The organism is Tissierella sp. P1 (genome assembly GCF_002266425.1).
Lineage (GTDB): Bacteria > Bacillota > Clostridia > Tissierellales > Tissierellaceae > Tissierella > Tissierella carlieri.
The window spans coordinates 149,388-164,887 of sequence record NZ_NPMN01000003.1 but is presented as its reverse complement, the minus strand read 5'-3'; the positions used below and the strand labels follow the sequence as shown (position 1 = coordinate 164,887).

Here is a 15,500-nt window from a genome sequence, read left to right as displayed (position 1 = left end):
TAAAATAATTATACCCTAAGAGCCATGGAAAAACTACCATGATTTTAAGAAAAGCTTCTAAGGTTATATTAGAGATAACTTTTCTTAGCCACTGCATAAGCGACTTGCACGAAATCAAAGATTCGGCAATCTGCTTAAAATTCATTGTCATAAAATTTCTAAATAAAAAATATAAAGGTAGAACTTTCCTATTAGTTATAAAGAACAATCACTCCTGGAGTGATTGTTAGTTGAAAGCATCCTTTACTTTATCAAAGAAACCTTTTTTATGCTCCTTGATATTTTCCCCTGTTTCATTGGCAAAATCCCTTAATAGTTCTTTTTGTCTATCAGTTAGCTTAGTTGGAACCTTAACTTCTACAGTAAAGAAAAGGTCTCCTCTTCCATATCCTTTAAGATTTGGCACTCCCATGTTCTTGAGTCTAAATTCTGTTCCTGTCTGAGTTCCTTCTTGAATATTATGACTTGTTATACCTTCTAAAGTTGGTACCTGTATCTCTGCACCCAGTGCTGCCTCGGTAAAAGAAATAGGTACTGTTAAATAGATATCATTGCCTGAACGTTTAAATATTGGGTCTTCCACCACATTTATATAAATATATAAATCTCCATTAGGTCCTCCTCTGTCTCCCGCTTCTCCCTCTTCTCTCATAGAAATTATGGAGCCAGTATCTACACCCGCTGGTATCTTCACTTTCATTTTCTTAGTTTTTATTTCTTTACCAGTGCCTCCGCAGGTATTACATTTATCTTTAATTATCTCACCAGTTCCATTACATGCATCGCAGGTAGATGTCCTAACAAATTGACCAAAAGGAGTTTGCTGGGCATATCTCACTTCTCCCCTACCTTTACAGGTTGAACAAGTTTCTTTTCCTGTACCTGATTTGGCTCCTGTTCCACCACAAGTTTCACAGTTTTCTGTTCTTCTAATTTGTATTTCTCTCTCTACTCCAAAAACAGCCTCTTTAAATTCTAGATTTAAGTTATATCTTAGGTCTGCTCCCCTTACTGGGCCTGTTCTTCTTGAGCCTCTGCTAAATCCTCCTCCACCGAATATGTCAAATATATCTTCAAAGATATCACCGAAACCTCCAAAGCCCTCTCCAAAACCTCCTGCTTGTGGATCTACCCCTGCATGCCCAAATCTATCATATCTAGATCTTTTCTCTGGGTCACTTAATATTTCATAGGCTGCATTAGCTTCTTTAAATTTTGCTTCTGCCTCTTTATTATCTGGGTTCAAATCAGGATGATATTTCTTTGCTAAAGATCTATATGCTTTCTTTATTTCATCTTCTGATGCATCTTTATTTAAACCTAAGATTTCATAGTAATCCCTCATCTTTTCACCAACCTTTAATTTGCTTATACAATTATATCAAATTTATGAGCTAAATCAAATGATTTAGCTCATATCTTTCATGGGTTATTTATTCTTCATCTACCACTTCATAATCCGCATCTACTACATCATCCTTAGGTCCTGCACCTTCTTCTGGATTACCTTGTGCTCCAGCTTGCTCATACATTTTTTGAGATATGGAATAGAAAGCTTCTGTCAATTCTTCAGTTTTTTGCTTAATTTCATCATAATTATCACCTTCTAATGATTTTTTAAGCTCTTCCAACTTAGATTCAACCTTTGACTTTTCATCTGCAGAAATCTTTCCTTCTAATTCTTTTAGAGTTTTTTCAGTTTGATAAACTAAATTATCTCCATTATTTCTTATTTCAATTGTTTCTTTCTTCTTCTTATCTTCTTCTGCAAATCTTTCTGACTCTTTTACTTTTCTTTCTATTTCCTCATCTGAAAGTTTAGTTGATGCTGTAATAGTTATTCTTTGTTCTTTTCCTGTTCCCAAATCCTTAGCACTTACATTTACAATACCATTAGCATCTATATCAAAAGTTACTTCTATTTGTGGAATACCTCTTTGTGCTGGTGGTATTCCTGTTAGTTGGAATCTACCTAAAGTAGTATTATCGTTTGCCATTTGACGCTCACCTTGCAGAACATGAATATCTACTGATGTTTGATTGTCTGCTGCAGTTGAGAATACTTGACTCTTCTTAGTTGGTATTGTAGTATTTCTTTCAATTAATCTAGTAGTTACTCCACCCAGAGTTTCAATACCAAGGGATAAAGGCGTAACATCTAATAATAATATATCTTTAACTTCACCTGCAAGTACTCCACCTTGAATAGCTGCACCTAATGCAACACATTCATCTGGATTAATATCTTTTTGCGGATCTTTGCCAATTAATTTTTTAACCGCTTCTTGCACAGCTGGTATTCTTGTGGAGCCTCCAACTAAAAGTACTTTTTCTATATCAGATGCTTGTAGTCCAGCATCCTTTAGGGCTTCTCTAACCGGTTCTAATGTATTATCCACTAAGGATGAAGTTAATTCATTGAATTTAGCTCTTGTGATATCCATATTTAAGTGTAATGGTCCTGCCTGAGTCGCGGTGATAAATGGTAAATTTACATTTGTTGACATGGTGGAAGATAATTCTTTCTTTGCCTTTTCTGCCGCCTCTTTTAATCTTTGTAATGACATCTTATCTTGTTTTAAATCAATGCCATTTTCTTTCTTAAACTGTTCTGCTATATAATTTACCAAAGCTTCGTCAAAGTCATCTCCACCTAGGTGGTTGTTTCCACGAGTAGCTAATACCTCAAATACTCCATCTCCAAGCTCTAGTATGGATACGTCAAAAGTACCACCCCCAAGGTCAAATACCATTATCTTATGCTGACCATGTTCCTTATCCATTCCATAAGCTAATGCAGCTGCTGTTGGCTCATTAATGATTCTCTTTACTTCTAATCCAGCAATTTTCCCTGCATCCTTTGTTGCCTGTCTTTGGCTATCTGTAAAATATGCTGGTACTGTGATTACTGCCTCAGAAACTGTCTCCCCTAAGTAGTTTTCAACATCCATTTTAATTTTTTGTAAAATCATAGCTGATATCTCTTCTGGTGAATAATTTTTACTATCTATATTTACTTTATGGTCAGAACCCATTTTTCTCTTAATCGATGCTATAGTTCTATCTGGATTTGTAATAGCTTGTCTTTTTGCAGTCTCCCCAACAAGTCTTTCTCCATCTTTTGTAAATGCTACTATAGATGGTGTTGTTCTATTTCCCTCTAAATTAGGTATAATAATAGGCTCTCCACCTTCCATAACAGCGACACATGAATTTGTAGTACCTAAGTCAATCCCAATTATTTTTCCCATAAAAACTCCTCCTTAAATAAATGTTATTTTGCTACTTTAACCATAGATGGTCTTATAACTCTATCTTTTAGTATATATCCATTTTGTAGAACTTCTGTTATCTTACCTTCCTCATAATCATTAGACTCTTCCATGAATACTGCATGATGGAAATTTGGATCGAAACTTTCTCCTAGAGATTTAATCTGTTCAACTCCATTCTCATTAAGAACCTTCATTAATTGCTGATATATCATTTCTATCCCTTTATAGAAATTATTTTCCTTATCATTTTCTGATTCCATGGCTCTTTGGAAATTATCTATTATAGGCAATAGATTACATACGAAGGATTCTAAAGCATAAGATATAGTACTCTCCTTCTCTTTTTCAGCTCTTTTCCTAAAGTTAATAAAATCGGCCTGAAGTCTTAATAACTTATTATTTAATTCCTCTAGTTCTTTATCCTTTGATTCTAAAGCTTCTTCTAAGTCTTTACTAGTTTCTTCAATTTCCTCCTTACAGATATCCTCTTCTATTACCTCTGAGTTTTCTTTTTTATCCTGATCCTTGTTCTTCATTACATCACCTCTTATAATGTTATGATTATTTTGATATATGTTTACTCATCAACATATTTATAATCTCTGTAATATTTACAGAAAATAAATGCAAAGTATTTACTAGCTTTAAATAATCCATCCTCGTAGGACCAATTATTCCAATTTTACCTATAGTTCTTTCTCCTAACCTGTAGGTAGTTGTAATCAAGCTACAGTCCTTTATAGGATCATAAATGTTTTCATTACCAATTGTTATTTCAATATCTTGAGATAGAGAATCATTCAGTAAAAGATTTAGTACCAAATCTTTATCTTCTATAAAAGATATAAAAGATTTAGCTTTCTCTAAGTCTCTGTACTCTGGGAAATTGAGTATTTTGGTTATCCCATCAGCATATAAATCAACATTATCTATATCTTCCATAGATTGATTTATAATAGGTATAATCCCGTCTATGATAACCTTATAATCATATATCTCCTTAATAATTCCATTGGAAACTTCTTCATTTATTTCATCTACTGATAGTCCCTTTAATCTATCATTCAAAAAATTAGACATTATATTAATTTGTTCTTCAGGAATCTCTTTATTTAGCCTAAAAATTGAATTTTTAACTACTCCAGTATTAGTAACTAAAACCATCAATACTTGTTGATTATCAATTGGTATTAATTGAATATGTTTTATTTTTGAACCCATTAACTGTGGAGATATTGCAAGAGCCGTATAACTAGTTATTGCCGATAGGACTTTTGCTGAATTTTGAAGCAGTTGTTCTATCTCTCTAGATTCACTAGCTAATATTTTTTTTATCTCATCTTTTTTTATTAAATCTAACCTAGGCTTTTTACTCTTTAAAATTTCATCTACATATAATCTATAAGCTTTATCTGATGGAATTCTTCCTGCAGAAGAATGTGGTTTATTTAAATATCCTAACTCTTCTAGATCTGACATCTCATTTCTTATAGTTGCTGAACTTACTCCTAAATCATATTGCTTAGTTATTGTTCTAGAACCTATAGGTTCTGCACTATTTATATAAGAGTTGATAATCGCATAAAGAACTTTAAGTTTTCTATCATCTAGCATATTTAATCACCTCAGTATTCTTTCACATACTAGATAGTTTTATTAGCACTCTATGTCATTGAGTGCTAATGCTCACGATTTAAAGTTACCACTATCTCTAAATTTTGTCAATAGTTTTTATCAAAATATTTTATTACATTAAAAAATCTATTTCAACTAAATTAGACAAGTCTAATCCTCGTTTTGTTAGTCGGATACAATTATCATCATTTAATATTAAACCATTTTTTATATGTTTATTTATTATATCTTTATATAATTCTTCTATTTCTATACTAAATCTGTTCTTAAATTGGGTCTTACCTATACCAGATATTTTTCTTAGACCTAGTATACAAAATTCTTCTATTTCTGTATTCTTATCTATTATTTCTTCATCTTCTATAGGAAGGATTTTCTTTTTCAAGTTTTCAATATAAATATTTATATCAGATGTGTTTGAAAATCTTTTTCCCTCCATATTTGAATGACTGCTTAACCCTATCCCAAGATAAGGTTTTACATCCCAATAGACTAAATTATGTTTGCATTCATAGCTTGGTAATGCATAGTTAGATATTTCGTAGTGGTCGTAGCCATGTTCAATCAAGTATTCCGTAGCCTTATGATACATTAATCTTTCCATATCTTCATCAGGTAATAAAATCTTTCCTTCGATATAGGATTTATAAAGTCTCGTTCCCTCTTCTAGTATAAGTCCATAGTATGAGATATGTTCTACTCCTAGTTCAATTACTTTCTTTAATGAGTCTATTACATTATCTATAGTTTGATTTGGCAATCCAAATATTAGGTCTACGTTGATATTGTTTATATTCTCTTCTCTTAGAATTTCATAGCTTCTATAAAAATCCTTGGCCTTATGAACTCTTCCTATGGATTCTAACAATTTATCATCTAATGTCTGCACTCCTATACTTACCCTATTTATTCCAGATTTTTTATATATTCGTACCTTTTCTCTATCTAATGTACCAGGATTAGCTTCTATTGTAACTTCAACTAATCCAGTAGTTCTAAAATTCTTATATATAAATTCTAGTATCCTATTGATATATTTTGGATTTATACATGATGGTGTTCCTCCACCTATAAATATAGTTTTTATATTATATTCACTTATTCTTTCTTTATATAAGCTTAATTCATGAATCAAGCTATCTATATAATCATCAATTTTGTGATTTATATTGACAAAAGATGAAAAATCACAATAATAACATTTACTTATGCAGAAAGGTATATGGATGTATAAGGATAATTCTTTCATTCTTCTCCTCCAATAATAATAAAATCTTCTATGGCAGCATATCAAGGAAACTTTTATTGGCTAATGCATAAGAAACTTGCACGAAATCAAATATTTCGTAATCTGCTTAAAACTCATTAAGGTCAAGTTCCTATATATAATTAAAAACCAAACTTTCATATTAGTTATAAAAATAGGAACGACAGAAGCGTCGTTCCCTACATCATTCTATTTTTCGTCATATTTTAACACTGTTAGGAAAGCTTCCTGCGGAACCTCAACTGAACCGATTTGTCTCATTCGCTTTTTACCTTCTTTTTGTTTTTCTAATAGTTTTTTCTTTCTTGATATATCTCCACCATAACATTTAGCAAGTACATCTTTTCTAAGAGCTCTTATGGTTTCTCTAGCTATTATCTTAGAACCTATAGCTGCCTGTATAGGCACTGCAAATTGATGTCTTGGGATTACATCAGTAAGTCTCTCCGCAATATTTCTTCCTCTCTCATATGCTTTTTCCTCATGAACTATTAGTGAAAATGCGTCTACTAATTCTCCATTGATAAGTATATCCATTTTCACAAGCTCTGACTGCTGATATCCTTTTAAATCGTAGTCTAAAGATGCATATCCTCTAGTCTTTGATTTAAGGGCATCAAAGAAATCATAAATAACCTCATTTAAAGGCAACTCATAATGTAATACAACTCTTTTTTCTTCTAAGTACTCCATATTTAAGAAAGTACCTCTCTTATTTTGACAAAGTTCCATAATTGCACCAACATAGTCTGTAGGTGTCATTATATTAGCTTTTACAATTGGTTCTTCCATATATTCTATCTCTGTAGTAGGTGGAAGGTTAGATGGATTTTGTATCTGAAGTACCTCTCCTGTAGTTTTTGTAACTTTATATATAACTGAAGGAGCTGTAGTTATTATATTTAAATCAAATTCTCTTTCTAATCTTTCTTGGATAATTTCCATGTGTAAAAGTCCTAAAAATCCACATCTAAATCCAAAGCCTAATGCAGCAGAAGATTCAGGTTCAAAATCTAGGGCCGCATCGTTTACTTGCAATTTCTCTAAGGCTTCTCTTACTGTATTAAAATCTTCTCCCTCTGCAGGATAAATGCCACAGTAAACCATAGGAATAACCTTTTTATATCCTGGCAGGACCTCTGTAGTTGGATTATCGTGATCTGTTATTGTGTCCCCTACTCTTGCATCCTTTACATTTTTAATACTAGCTGTGACAAAGCCTACATCTCCTGGTTCTAATTTATCTAAAGATATATGTTTTGAAGTGTTTACACCAACTTCTACTACCTCATAGAATTTTCCTGTGGACATCATCCTTATATTCATGCCAGGTTTTATTGTACCTTCATATACTCTTATATAGCAAACAACACCCTTATAGCTATCATAATATGAATCAAATATCAATGCCTTTAAAGGCGCATTTGGATCTCCTTTCGGTGCAGGTACATTTTTCACTATACTTTCTAATACATCTTCAATGTTTAAACCTTCTTTTGCTGATATAAGTGGTGCCTCTTCACAATCTATTCCAATAATGTCTTCTACTTCCTTTTTTACTTCATCCGGTCTTGCACTTGGCAAATCTATTTTATTTATTACAGGTACTATCTCCAAATCTTGATCTAGTGCTAGATAGACATTAGCTAATGTTTGTGCTTCTATTCCTTGAGTAGCATCTATTACCAAAATTGCTCCTTCACAAGCTGCCAAGGACCTTGAGACTTCATAGGTAAAGTCCACATGTCCAGGGGTATCTATAAGATTTAATATATATTCTTCTCCATCTTTAGCATTGTAAACTAATCTTACAGCCTTTAGTTTTATTGTTATACCTCTTTCTCGTTCTAAATCCATATTGTCTAGAACTTGATTTTGCATCTCTCTTGAAGTTAACATTCCTGTTCTTTCTATTAATCTATCTGCCAAAGTAGATTTTCCATGGTCGATATGGGCAATAATTGAGAAATTTCTAATATTTTTTTGTTTATTTCTTTGCATATTTTTCCTCCTCATGAAGTTTCAAGATAACTCTAGACAATTATAGCAGAAATTTCATACTATGTAAAACTAAAAGACCAGAAACTGGTCTTTTAATAATTTTTTATAACGAATAGAAAGTCCAACTTTAATCTATTTTAAATAATGAACTTTCCATGATTGCCTAAACCTTTGATTTTATGCAAGTTACTTATGCAATGACAAAAAGGCTTCCTTATAATGCTTCTTTAAAAACCTTTCTTATAAAAGATAAGTCTATTATATAAGATTTGCCAAAGAGATCTAATTTCTTCGTCTTAATATCAAATCTTAAAATATTTGGATTGTCCAAACAGTCCAATTCTACAATATTTTGATTTACAATTTCTAATCCTAATATCAAAAGTAAGAATAAAATCAAAATATAGAATTTTTTTACTCTATTTATTCGTCTTTGTTTCTTTAATCTCTTATTTTTCTCTAATCTAGTTTCCATACCATCACCCAGATTAGATTATCCAATTTTTGTATATATTATACTAAGTCTTATTGAATTTTTCCAAATCTATCATCTATAGGAAAATATCTAAATCCTGTAATCCCTTTAATAGTTTTAGCTGATATACATCCAAAATAACGGCTATCTTTAGATGCACCTTCTTCTCTATTATCTCCTAGTACGAATACATGTCCCTTTGGAACTTCCCAAATACTCTCATCATAAACATGAGTGTATGAATCGTTAATTAAATATTCTTCTTCTAGCATAGAACCATTAACATATACCTTTCCATCTTTAATCTCTACTACGTCTCCTTCTATACCTATTACTCTTTTTATATAATCCTTATCTGGAGCATCTGGGGCCTTAAGAACTATCACGTCACCTCTTGATGGTCCGCCAAAATATAAGGAAATCTTATTAGCGAAAAGTCTATCTTTCTCATGCAAAGTAGGGTACATAGAGTTCCCCAATACATAAGTAGTATTAAAAACAAAAGTTTTAATCAAGATTGCAATAACTACGGCTGTTGCAATACTTTTTATCCATTCCATAGTTTCGTTCTTTACATCTTTATTTTTTTCTTCCATAAGTATTACCTCCTAATACTATTTCAAGTAATTTACATTATATCAGATTTGCAGAATTTAGAAAAGACTATTCTTCCAATATGCTATTTAGTACTAAAGTCAGCACTTCTCCTACTAATTTTGCCCCTTCATTTGCTTCCTCCAATGTATTAATATGATACCCTACCTCTATTAAAGCCGAATAGTCTGATAAATGTTGATTATATTTCCCTGCTGGTTTTATGGTTATTCCTTTACATAATCCGGGATATAGTGCATCAGAAACAGCCTTAACATACTTAGCAAAGCTAAGGACTTGTTCCTTATTAGGTGAATCTGGACCTACTACTAAAGAAAAAGTAGCAACGGATTTTCCTCCTATATCTATTTTAGATCTTGCTTTTATACTTTCTATATTTGGATTAGTGTCTAGTACAGCATCTCTATGTATGTCTAACAAAATTTTTAGATTATCAGATCCCTCTTTTTTATTCTTGATTGTATTTAAACTTCGTGAATAAGACTGATTATATGATGGTAGATCATGAGAGGTCTCAACATGATCCACTTTATGTCCATTGGCTTCTAGAACAGTTGACATAATGCTGCCTATACCTATCATATTATATTTTTTATCAGAACTACGATAATTAGTATCCTTTGAGATTAGGTAGGATTCCGTTGCATGTGTATGATAAATCAATACATATGGTTTTTCTCTATCAATTTTAACTTTCTTTAACATCAAAGGCTCTGGAACATTTTCTATTGTATTTATACCATCAGAATCCTTAACAATTATTAAAGATTCATACTCATCTAGATTTTCTATTATTATATCATTTTGAGTATCATATTCCTCATCTAATTCATCGCCATCTTTATGTTCTGTATTTATAGATCCTACTTCAACTACATCTGTATTGTCCAATACCTTAGCTACTGGAAATAAAGAGTTGATAGCTTTTTTAATGGTTTCATTTATATTTAATGCTTCTTTTATTTTATCAAAGGATATATTAACTATCTTAAACTCATTTCCATCTAGATCATGAGGCTGCTTTGATGAATATAATCCAATAGCTATAGCACCAATATTTAAGGTTATTAAACACATCAATGCCAAAATAATATAATCAGACTTTCTGGTTTTTCTCATGTTAAACACTCCCCAATATACTTTCAATACAAAAATTATATTCTTATCGGGGCTCGAATATACTAAAATTTAATTATCTTATATATCGATTTACATCTTTTAAATCTATTCCAGGATGTAATGCCATGTTTAAGCCATTAGCTACTATTATAGACAAATCATCAATTAATATATCTATGTCTGTCGGTGTAACCACAACATTTTTCATGTAAGGATTTAAAACCTCTTGAATTAAAGAATATTTCTCTTCTGATGATATTTGGGATAGCAAATTATAAAATTCTGACCCTACATTGGCTTCACTTTTCAATGAATCTATGATTAAATCCAGTGTATCGTTTACAATAGTAGCTGCATCAACAACAGTAGGTATTCCTATTGCAATTACTGGAACTCCTATGGTGCTTTCATTAAATTCCATTCTATTGTTTCCCACACCTGCTCCAGGATTTATACCTGTATCAGATATTTGTATTGTGGTGGATACTCTGTCCATCTTTCTTGAAGCTAATGCATCTACAGCTATTACTAAGTCTGGTTTCACTTTTTCTACTACGCCTTTTATTATTTCTCCTGTTTCTATGCCTGTTATTCCCATTACTCCTGGGGATAAAGCTGCTACATTTGCAACAGTCTCATCAATTTCTTTATTATAGTTAATAAAAAATTGTCTGGTAACTAAAACTCGTTCTACAACTTTTGGTCCTAATGCATCAGGCGTAATATTCCAATTCCCTAGTCCTACAATTAAAATCTTACTATTTTCTTTATTCTTCCCTAGACCTTTTATTTCTTTGGCCACCACTTGAGAAATTTCATCTTTTAGATCTTCATCTGATTTATTTAACCTAGGCACATCAATAGTTATATAAGTACCAATGGGCTTGTGTATATTTTCACTCCCCTCCTTGTTTAATACTTTTATTCTTGTAACTATATAGGATTCTTTCTCTTCTTTTTCTATATCAACCCCCTTAGAATCCTCATTGCTTGCTTGTTTATATAATTCTCTATTTTCTAAGGCTAAATCAGTACGAATTTGATACAATTAAATTCTCCTCCTAAAATAATAAATTTTTCTTTCATTTTATAATTTTATCCATTATAATGTTAAATATCCTTGCATTTTATGGTTCTTCGTGATAAAATGTTTTTTGTTAGATTAGAGGAGGTGAAACTATTGGCAAATATTAAATCTGCTGAAAAAAGAATTCTTATTACAGAAAAAAGAACAGCTATAAATAAAGCTAGAAAATCTGAAATTAAAACATATATTAAGAAATTTGATAAAGCTATCGATAACGGAAATTTTGATGAAGCAAAGACATTACTTAGGACTATTGATAAGAAATTAAAAAGAGCTGCTCATAAAAATGTTATTCATATGAACAACGCATCTAGAAAAGTTAGCCGCTTAACGAAGAAATTAAATAGTGCAATGTAATATAAAAAAGTAGATAAAACTTCGGGAGGCCGAAGTTTTTTTATATTGAGTAAACTAAATTAATAATCAACATTTCAAGGGCTAGCTTTTCATCATGGGAACTAGTCTTTTGTTTTATATCTAATTCTAAGATGTAATTTAATGATACTTTGAGTTGCTCTTCAGTAAAATTATAAGATTCTTTGGATATTTTTTTAAATTCGTAAGGTTTTATCTGTAATTTCTCTTGAGTTTCTCCTTCAGAATATCCCTTTTCTCTATATAGTTTATACCCTAGCATTAATCTTAATTGTCTAATAATCATAACAAGTATTCTCTGCACAGGTTCATTAGATATATGCATTTCATTAAATATTTTTAATGCTGAGTCACTATCTTTTTTGTTTATGCTAGCCAGTAAATTAAATATGTTAGTATCTAACGTTTTTGTTAAAACTATATCTATATCTTCTTTCATGATTTCTTTACTTGAGCTATAGTTAATTACCTTTAACAACTCGTTTTCCAAATCATAAAGGGTTTTAGTACTATTATAATCACTATAAGCAGACTCTCCAATAAAGTAATTTAGATTTACATTTGATATGTTTTTGTTATACTTCCTTAATTTATTTTCTAGCCATATATTTAAATCCTTGCCTTTTAATTTGGAGAACTCCACTACCCCACCTAACTTATTAATGGTTTTGTATAGTTTACTTGTTTTCTTTAGATTATTTGATCTATCCATTATAATCAAGCAAAGATAATTATCTAATTTTTCTATATATGAACTCATTATCCCATCTATGTCATTTGTTTCATTCTCCATAACTTCGCTAATATCTCTCACAATGACTATCTTTTTTGATGACATAAATGGAAGAGTTTCACATGCATTTAATATATTATCAAATTTTATTTCCTTCCCATCTATTACCACATAATTTAATGCCTCAAAGGAAGAATCGATAAATTTATTCTTTAAGTTTTCTATTGCTTCATTCATAAGATATTCCTCAACTCCAGTAAAGAAATATACTGGAAATAGATTATCTTTTTTTATACTATTAATAAGTTCACTGTAATTCATTAATTGTCAACTCCGTTTCAAAATATAAATAGTTCTTTATTAAAATATAGGATAGTAAATAATATATTGCATAAAAAGAAAGAATTAATAAGTTTTCATTTAATATATTTATTAAGTCTGAATCATTCTGTATGAAAGGAATTATATCTATATCTTCTTTATCTAATTTTACTTTAATCATTCCCATGGTATCTGTCCTATATAACTTAGTACCTAATTCCTCATATCTATCTATTATTTCTTTCCTAGGATGTCCATAGAAGTTATTTCTTCCTACAGAAATAATACCTACGGACGGCTTTATTTTGCTTAGCAATTCCTCGGTAGAAGAGGTGTTACTTCCATGATGGGGTACTTTTATTATATCTACTTGCCTTTCAAACTTATCTATCAATCCCAGCTCTACTTCTTTTTCCATATCTCCCGTAAAGAGTATCTTTCTATCATAATAAGAAAGCAAAAATACTAAAGAAAGATTATTTCCCTCAAATCCTCTTTTTATCAGTTCTTCATTAGGACTTAAAACCTTTATAGATGTATTATTATCTAGCCACATTAAATCATTTTCTTTTAATATAATTAATGGTATAGTTTTATTCTTAATTTCATTATAAATTTTGGATGTATTATCCTCATAGGATATTAAAATATTGTTAATCTCTATATTCTCTATTAAAAGAGGTAATGATTTACAATGATCATCATCAAAATGAGTTATAAAGACTCCTTTAAGTCTATTTATCCCCATTTTCTCTAGATATGGAAGTGTAATATCTTTTCCGACATCAAAAGAGTCCATTATATTTCCGCCAGTATCTACTAAATAACTCCCTTTTTTAGTATTGATAAGAATTGAATCTCCTTGCCCTACGTCTATAAATTGTATTTCAATGGATTTATCTATAAGTAATATTATAGAATTAAATAACAATAAGATAGATAAATAGTATATAATGACTTTTTTAATGCTTAAACCGACTTTATCTATTTTTATAACCTCAAATATTACTAACATTAAAATGTAATACAATATAATATCTGCAATTCCTGGAGAATAAGATTTTATTATTCCAAATGGAAACTTATATAAAATATTGACTAAATTAAATTGTATTGACAAAATCAAGTCTAGCAAATTACCTATCAATGGAATCAATATAGGTACTGAATAATAAAATCCTATCATAATTGTTCCTATAATTAAAGATAACGATAATATAGGAGCTATAACTAGATTAGAAAATATACTTAAAATAGATAATCTATTGAAATAATATGCTTGTATGGGCAATAATCCTATCTGGACTCCTAGAAGCCCGCATAAGGTATATATTATTTTATTATTATATGGATAAAAAACCTTCTGTATTTTAGGAGTAAAATAAATTATTGAAAATGTTGCAATAAAAGAAAGCTGGAATCCAAGATTAAATATCCACATTGGATTTATGATTAACAGGATAAACATTGCAAGAAATAAAGCATTGATAGAATCATAAGGCTCTGCTAGGGTTTGAGCATAAAAAAATATACTAAACATTATATTTGCCCTAAGTAAAGAAGGCGGGAATCCTATAAGATAGCCATAAAGCCAAATAATAATTAGAGTTATAATTATATCTAATTTCCTATTTACACCTAAATGAGACAATATATAAATCAAAGCTCCTGCTATTATTCCTATATGTAGTCCTGATACAGCTAATATATGGGCTAGTCCTAAATTTCTATATTTTTCAACATTTTCCTCTTCTAGATAGGAATACTCTCCTAATACTATACTTTTCATCAAAGAGCTGTTCTCAGTATTTAAGTTATTATCAAATATAGCTCCAATGGTTTTTCTAAAATTAGCTTTTGTCCTATATATAAAAGATTTATTCATATTGTTAATTCCTATTATGGAATAATCTTTTATCGTCATAGTTGTATGTATTCTATTTGATAATAAATTAAGTCTATAATTAAAAAGCATTGGATTTGTATTTTCCAGAGGTTTTTTTAATTTACCTGTAAAATTTATCTCATCACCTAATTCAATATCTTTATCTCCTATTACCTTTAAAACCAATTTTTCATTTATTTTAGAATGAATTGATTTATCTTCTATCCCATTGATACGAACAATGTATTTCCCTTGCCCATCTTCTTTCCAAAGTATATCATTAACAGTACCCCTAAGGATAATATCTCTATCTACCCTTGAAGCAAGTATACTGCTATTTAAATTATAAGTTCCAAGGCTAACTCCTAGTATGACCATGATAAAAAATAATATGATAGCGTTTGAACTATTTCTCATAAGATTTACAAAATAGGTCCCCAACCCTAAAACAATTAGCATAAAAATAGTAAATATACTAAAGTTAAAATAATAGGAAAGAATTATTCCTATAACTAACGGAATTGTTATAAATACAAAAGGTCTATCCATAGGACCCTCCAATTTACTTTTTTCTATGCATTCTATTTAAACTCCAAATCATAAGTATTAATCCTAAAAGAACTAACATACTACCATCAGGCATAATATCACCTCAAACCTTATTTCCCTCATTATAACATAATAATTTAATATTTTATTATTGTTTTTATTT

13 protein-coding genes are annotated in these 15,500 nt (G+C 30.2%); 1 reads left to right on the top strand and 12 read right to left on the bottom strand.

Translation table 11 applies throughout. The features are described 5' to 3' along the window. Positions 1-226: 226 nt before the first annotated feature. The 10 genes from dnaJ to gpr form a co-directional block, all read right to left on the bottom strand. Positions 227-1,345 (bottom strand): molecular chaperone DnaJ, encoded by a 1,119-nt coding sequence (gene dnaJ, locus CIW83_RS03485; protein ID WP_094899468.1) that lies wholly within the window; start codon positions 1,343-1,345, stop codon positions 227-229. An 88-nt stretch (positions 1,346-1,433) separates the two neighbouring features. Beyond that, the gene (gene dnaK / locus CIW83_RS03480; protein WP_094899466.1) at positions 1,434-3,251 is read right to left on the bottom strand and encodes a molecular chaperone DnaK; all 1,818 of its coding nucleotides are present in this window, start codon (positions 3,249-3,251) and stop codon (positions 1,434-1,436) included. Between the two features lie 23 nt (positions 3,252-3,274). Further along, complete coding sequence (gene grpE / locus CIW83_RS03475) at positions 3,275-3,811, bottom strand: nucleotide exchange factor GrpE (RefSeq protein ID WP_094899464.1); 537 nt, start codon at positions 3,809-3,811, stop codon at positions 3,275-3,277. A gap of 25 nt (positions 3,812-3,836) precedes the next feature. Beyond that, positions 3,837-4,889: a heat-inducible transcriptional repressor HrcA gene (gene hrcA / locus CIW83_RS03470; protein ID WP_094899463.1), complete on the bottom strand. Its 1,053-nt coding sequence runs from the start codon at positions 4,887-4,889 to the stop codon at positions 3,837-3,839. 133 nt (positions 4,890-5,022) lie between these two features. Next, positions 5,023-6,159, bottom strand: coding sequence for a radical SAM family heme chaperone HemW (gene hemW / locus CIW83_RS03465; protein ID WP_094899461.1), 1,137 nt, complete (start codon positions 6,157-6,159; stop codon positions 5,023-5,025). Positions 6,160-6,366: 207 nt separating this feature from the next. Then, positions 6,367-8,178: a translation elongation factor 4 gene (gene lepA / locus CIW83_RS03460; RefSeq protein ID WP_094899459.1), complete on the bottom strand. Its 1,812-nt coding sequence runs from the start codon at positions 8,176-8,178 to the stop codon at positions 6,367-6,369. 214 nt (positions 8,179-8,392) lie between these two features. Next, positions 8,393-8,653 carry a hypothetical protein gene (locus tag CIW83_RS03455; RefSeq protein WP_094899457.1) on the bottom strand — a complete coding sequence of 87 codons (261 nt, stop codon included), beginning with the start codon at positions 8,651-8,653 and terminating at the stop codon, positions 8,393-8,395. A 50-nt stretch (positions 8,654-8,703) separates the two neighbouring features. Continuing rightward, positions 8,704-9,249 carry a signal peptidase I gene (gene lepB, locus CIW83_RS03450; protein WP_094899455.1) on the bottom strand — a complete coding sequence of 182 codons (546 nt, stop codon included), beginning with the start codon at positions 9,247-9,249 and terminating at the stop codon, positions 8,704-8,706. 67 nt (positions 9,250-9,316) lie between these two features. Continuing rightward, complete coding sequence (gene spoIIP / locus CIW83_RS03445; protein ID WP_094899453.1) at positions 9,317-10,387, bottom strand: stage II sporulation protein P; 1,071 nt, start codon at positions 10,385-10,387, stop codon at positions 9,317-9,319. Between the two features lie 73 nt (positions 10,388-10,460). Next, positions 10,461-11,435 (bottom strand): GPR endopeptidase, encoded by a 975-nt coding sequence (gpr, locus tag CIW83_RS03440; RefSeq protein WP_094899451.1) that lies wholly within the window; start codon positions 11,433-11,435, stop codon positions 10,461-10,463. Between the two features lie 132 nt (positions 11,436-11,567). On the opposite strand from gpr, the gene rpsT reads away from it, so the two are divergent. Then, complete coding sequence (rpsT, locus tag CIW83_RS03435) at positions 11,568-11,831, top strand: 30S ribosomal protein S20 (RefSeq protein WP_094899449.1); 264 nt, start codon at positions 11,568-11,570, stop codon at positions 11,829-11,831. 40 nt (positions 11,832-11,871) lie between these two features. Here rpsT and holA read toward each other — a convergent pair whose 3' ends face one another. Next, complete coding sequence (holA, locus tag CIW83_RS03430) at positions 11,872-12,903, bottom strand: DNA polymerase III subunit delta (RefSeq protein WP_094899445.1); 1,032 nt, start codon at positions 12,901-12,903, stop codon at positions 11,872-11,874. Beyond that, on the bottom strand, positions 12,890-15,337 hold the full coding sequence (locus CIW83_RS03425; protein WP_094899443.1) for a DNA internalization-related competence protein ComEC/Rec2: 2,448 nt from the start codon (positions 15,335-15,337) through the stop codon (positions 12,890-12,892). The genes holA and CIW83_RS03425 overlap by 14 nt, the downstream gene beginning before the upstream one ends. Between the last annotated feature and the right edge of the window lie 163 nt (positions 15,338-15,500).

Coding starts and splice junctions, on each gene's coding strand:
- dnaJ (WP_094899468.1), bottom strand. CDS start 1,345: ATGAGGGATTACTATGAAATCTTAGGTTTAAATAAAGATGCATCAGAA.
- dnaK (WP_094899466.1), bottom strand. CDS start 3,251: ATGGGAAAAATAATTGGGATTGACTTAGGTACTACAAATTCATGTGTC.
- grpE (WP_094899464.1), bottom strand. CDS start 3,811: ATGAAGAACAAGGATCAGGATAAAAAAGAAAACTCAGAGGTAATAGAA.
- hrcA (WP_094899463.1), bottom strand. CDS start 4,889: ATGCTAGATGATAGAAAACTTAAAGTTCTTTATGCGATTATCAACTCT.
- hemW (WP_094899461.1), bottom strand. CDS start 6,159: ATGAAAGAATTATCCTTATACATCCATATACCTTTCTGCATAAGTAAA.
- lepA (WP_094899459.1), bottom strand. CDS start 8,178: ATGCAAAGAAATAAACAAAAAAATATTAGAAATTTCTCAATTATTGCC.
- CIW83_RS03455 (WP_094899457.1), bottom strand. CDS start 8,653: ATGGAAACTAGATTAGAGAAAAATAAGAGATTAAAGAAACAAAGACGA.
- lepB (WP_094899455.1), bottom strand. CDS start 9,249: ATGGAAGAAAAAAATAAAGATGTAAAGAACGAAACTATGGAATGGATA.
- spoIIP (WP_094899453.1), bottom strand. CDS start 10,387: ATGAGAAAAACCAGAAAGTCTGATTATATTATTTTGGCATTGATGTGT.
- holA (WP_094899445.1), bottom strand. CDS start 12,903: ATGAATTACAGTGAACTTATTAATAGTATAAAAAAAGATAATCTATTT.
- CIW83_RS03425 (WP_094899443.1), bottom strand. CDS start 15,337: ATGGATAGACCTTTTGTATTTATAACAATTCCGTTAGTTATAGGAATA.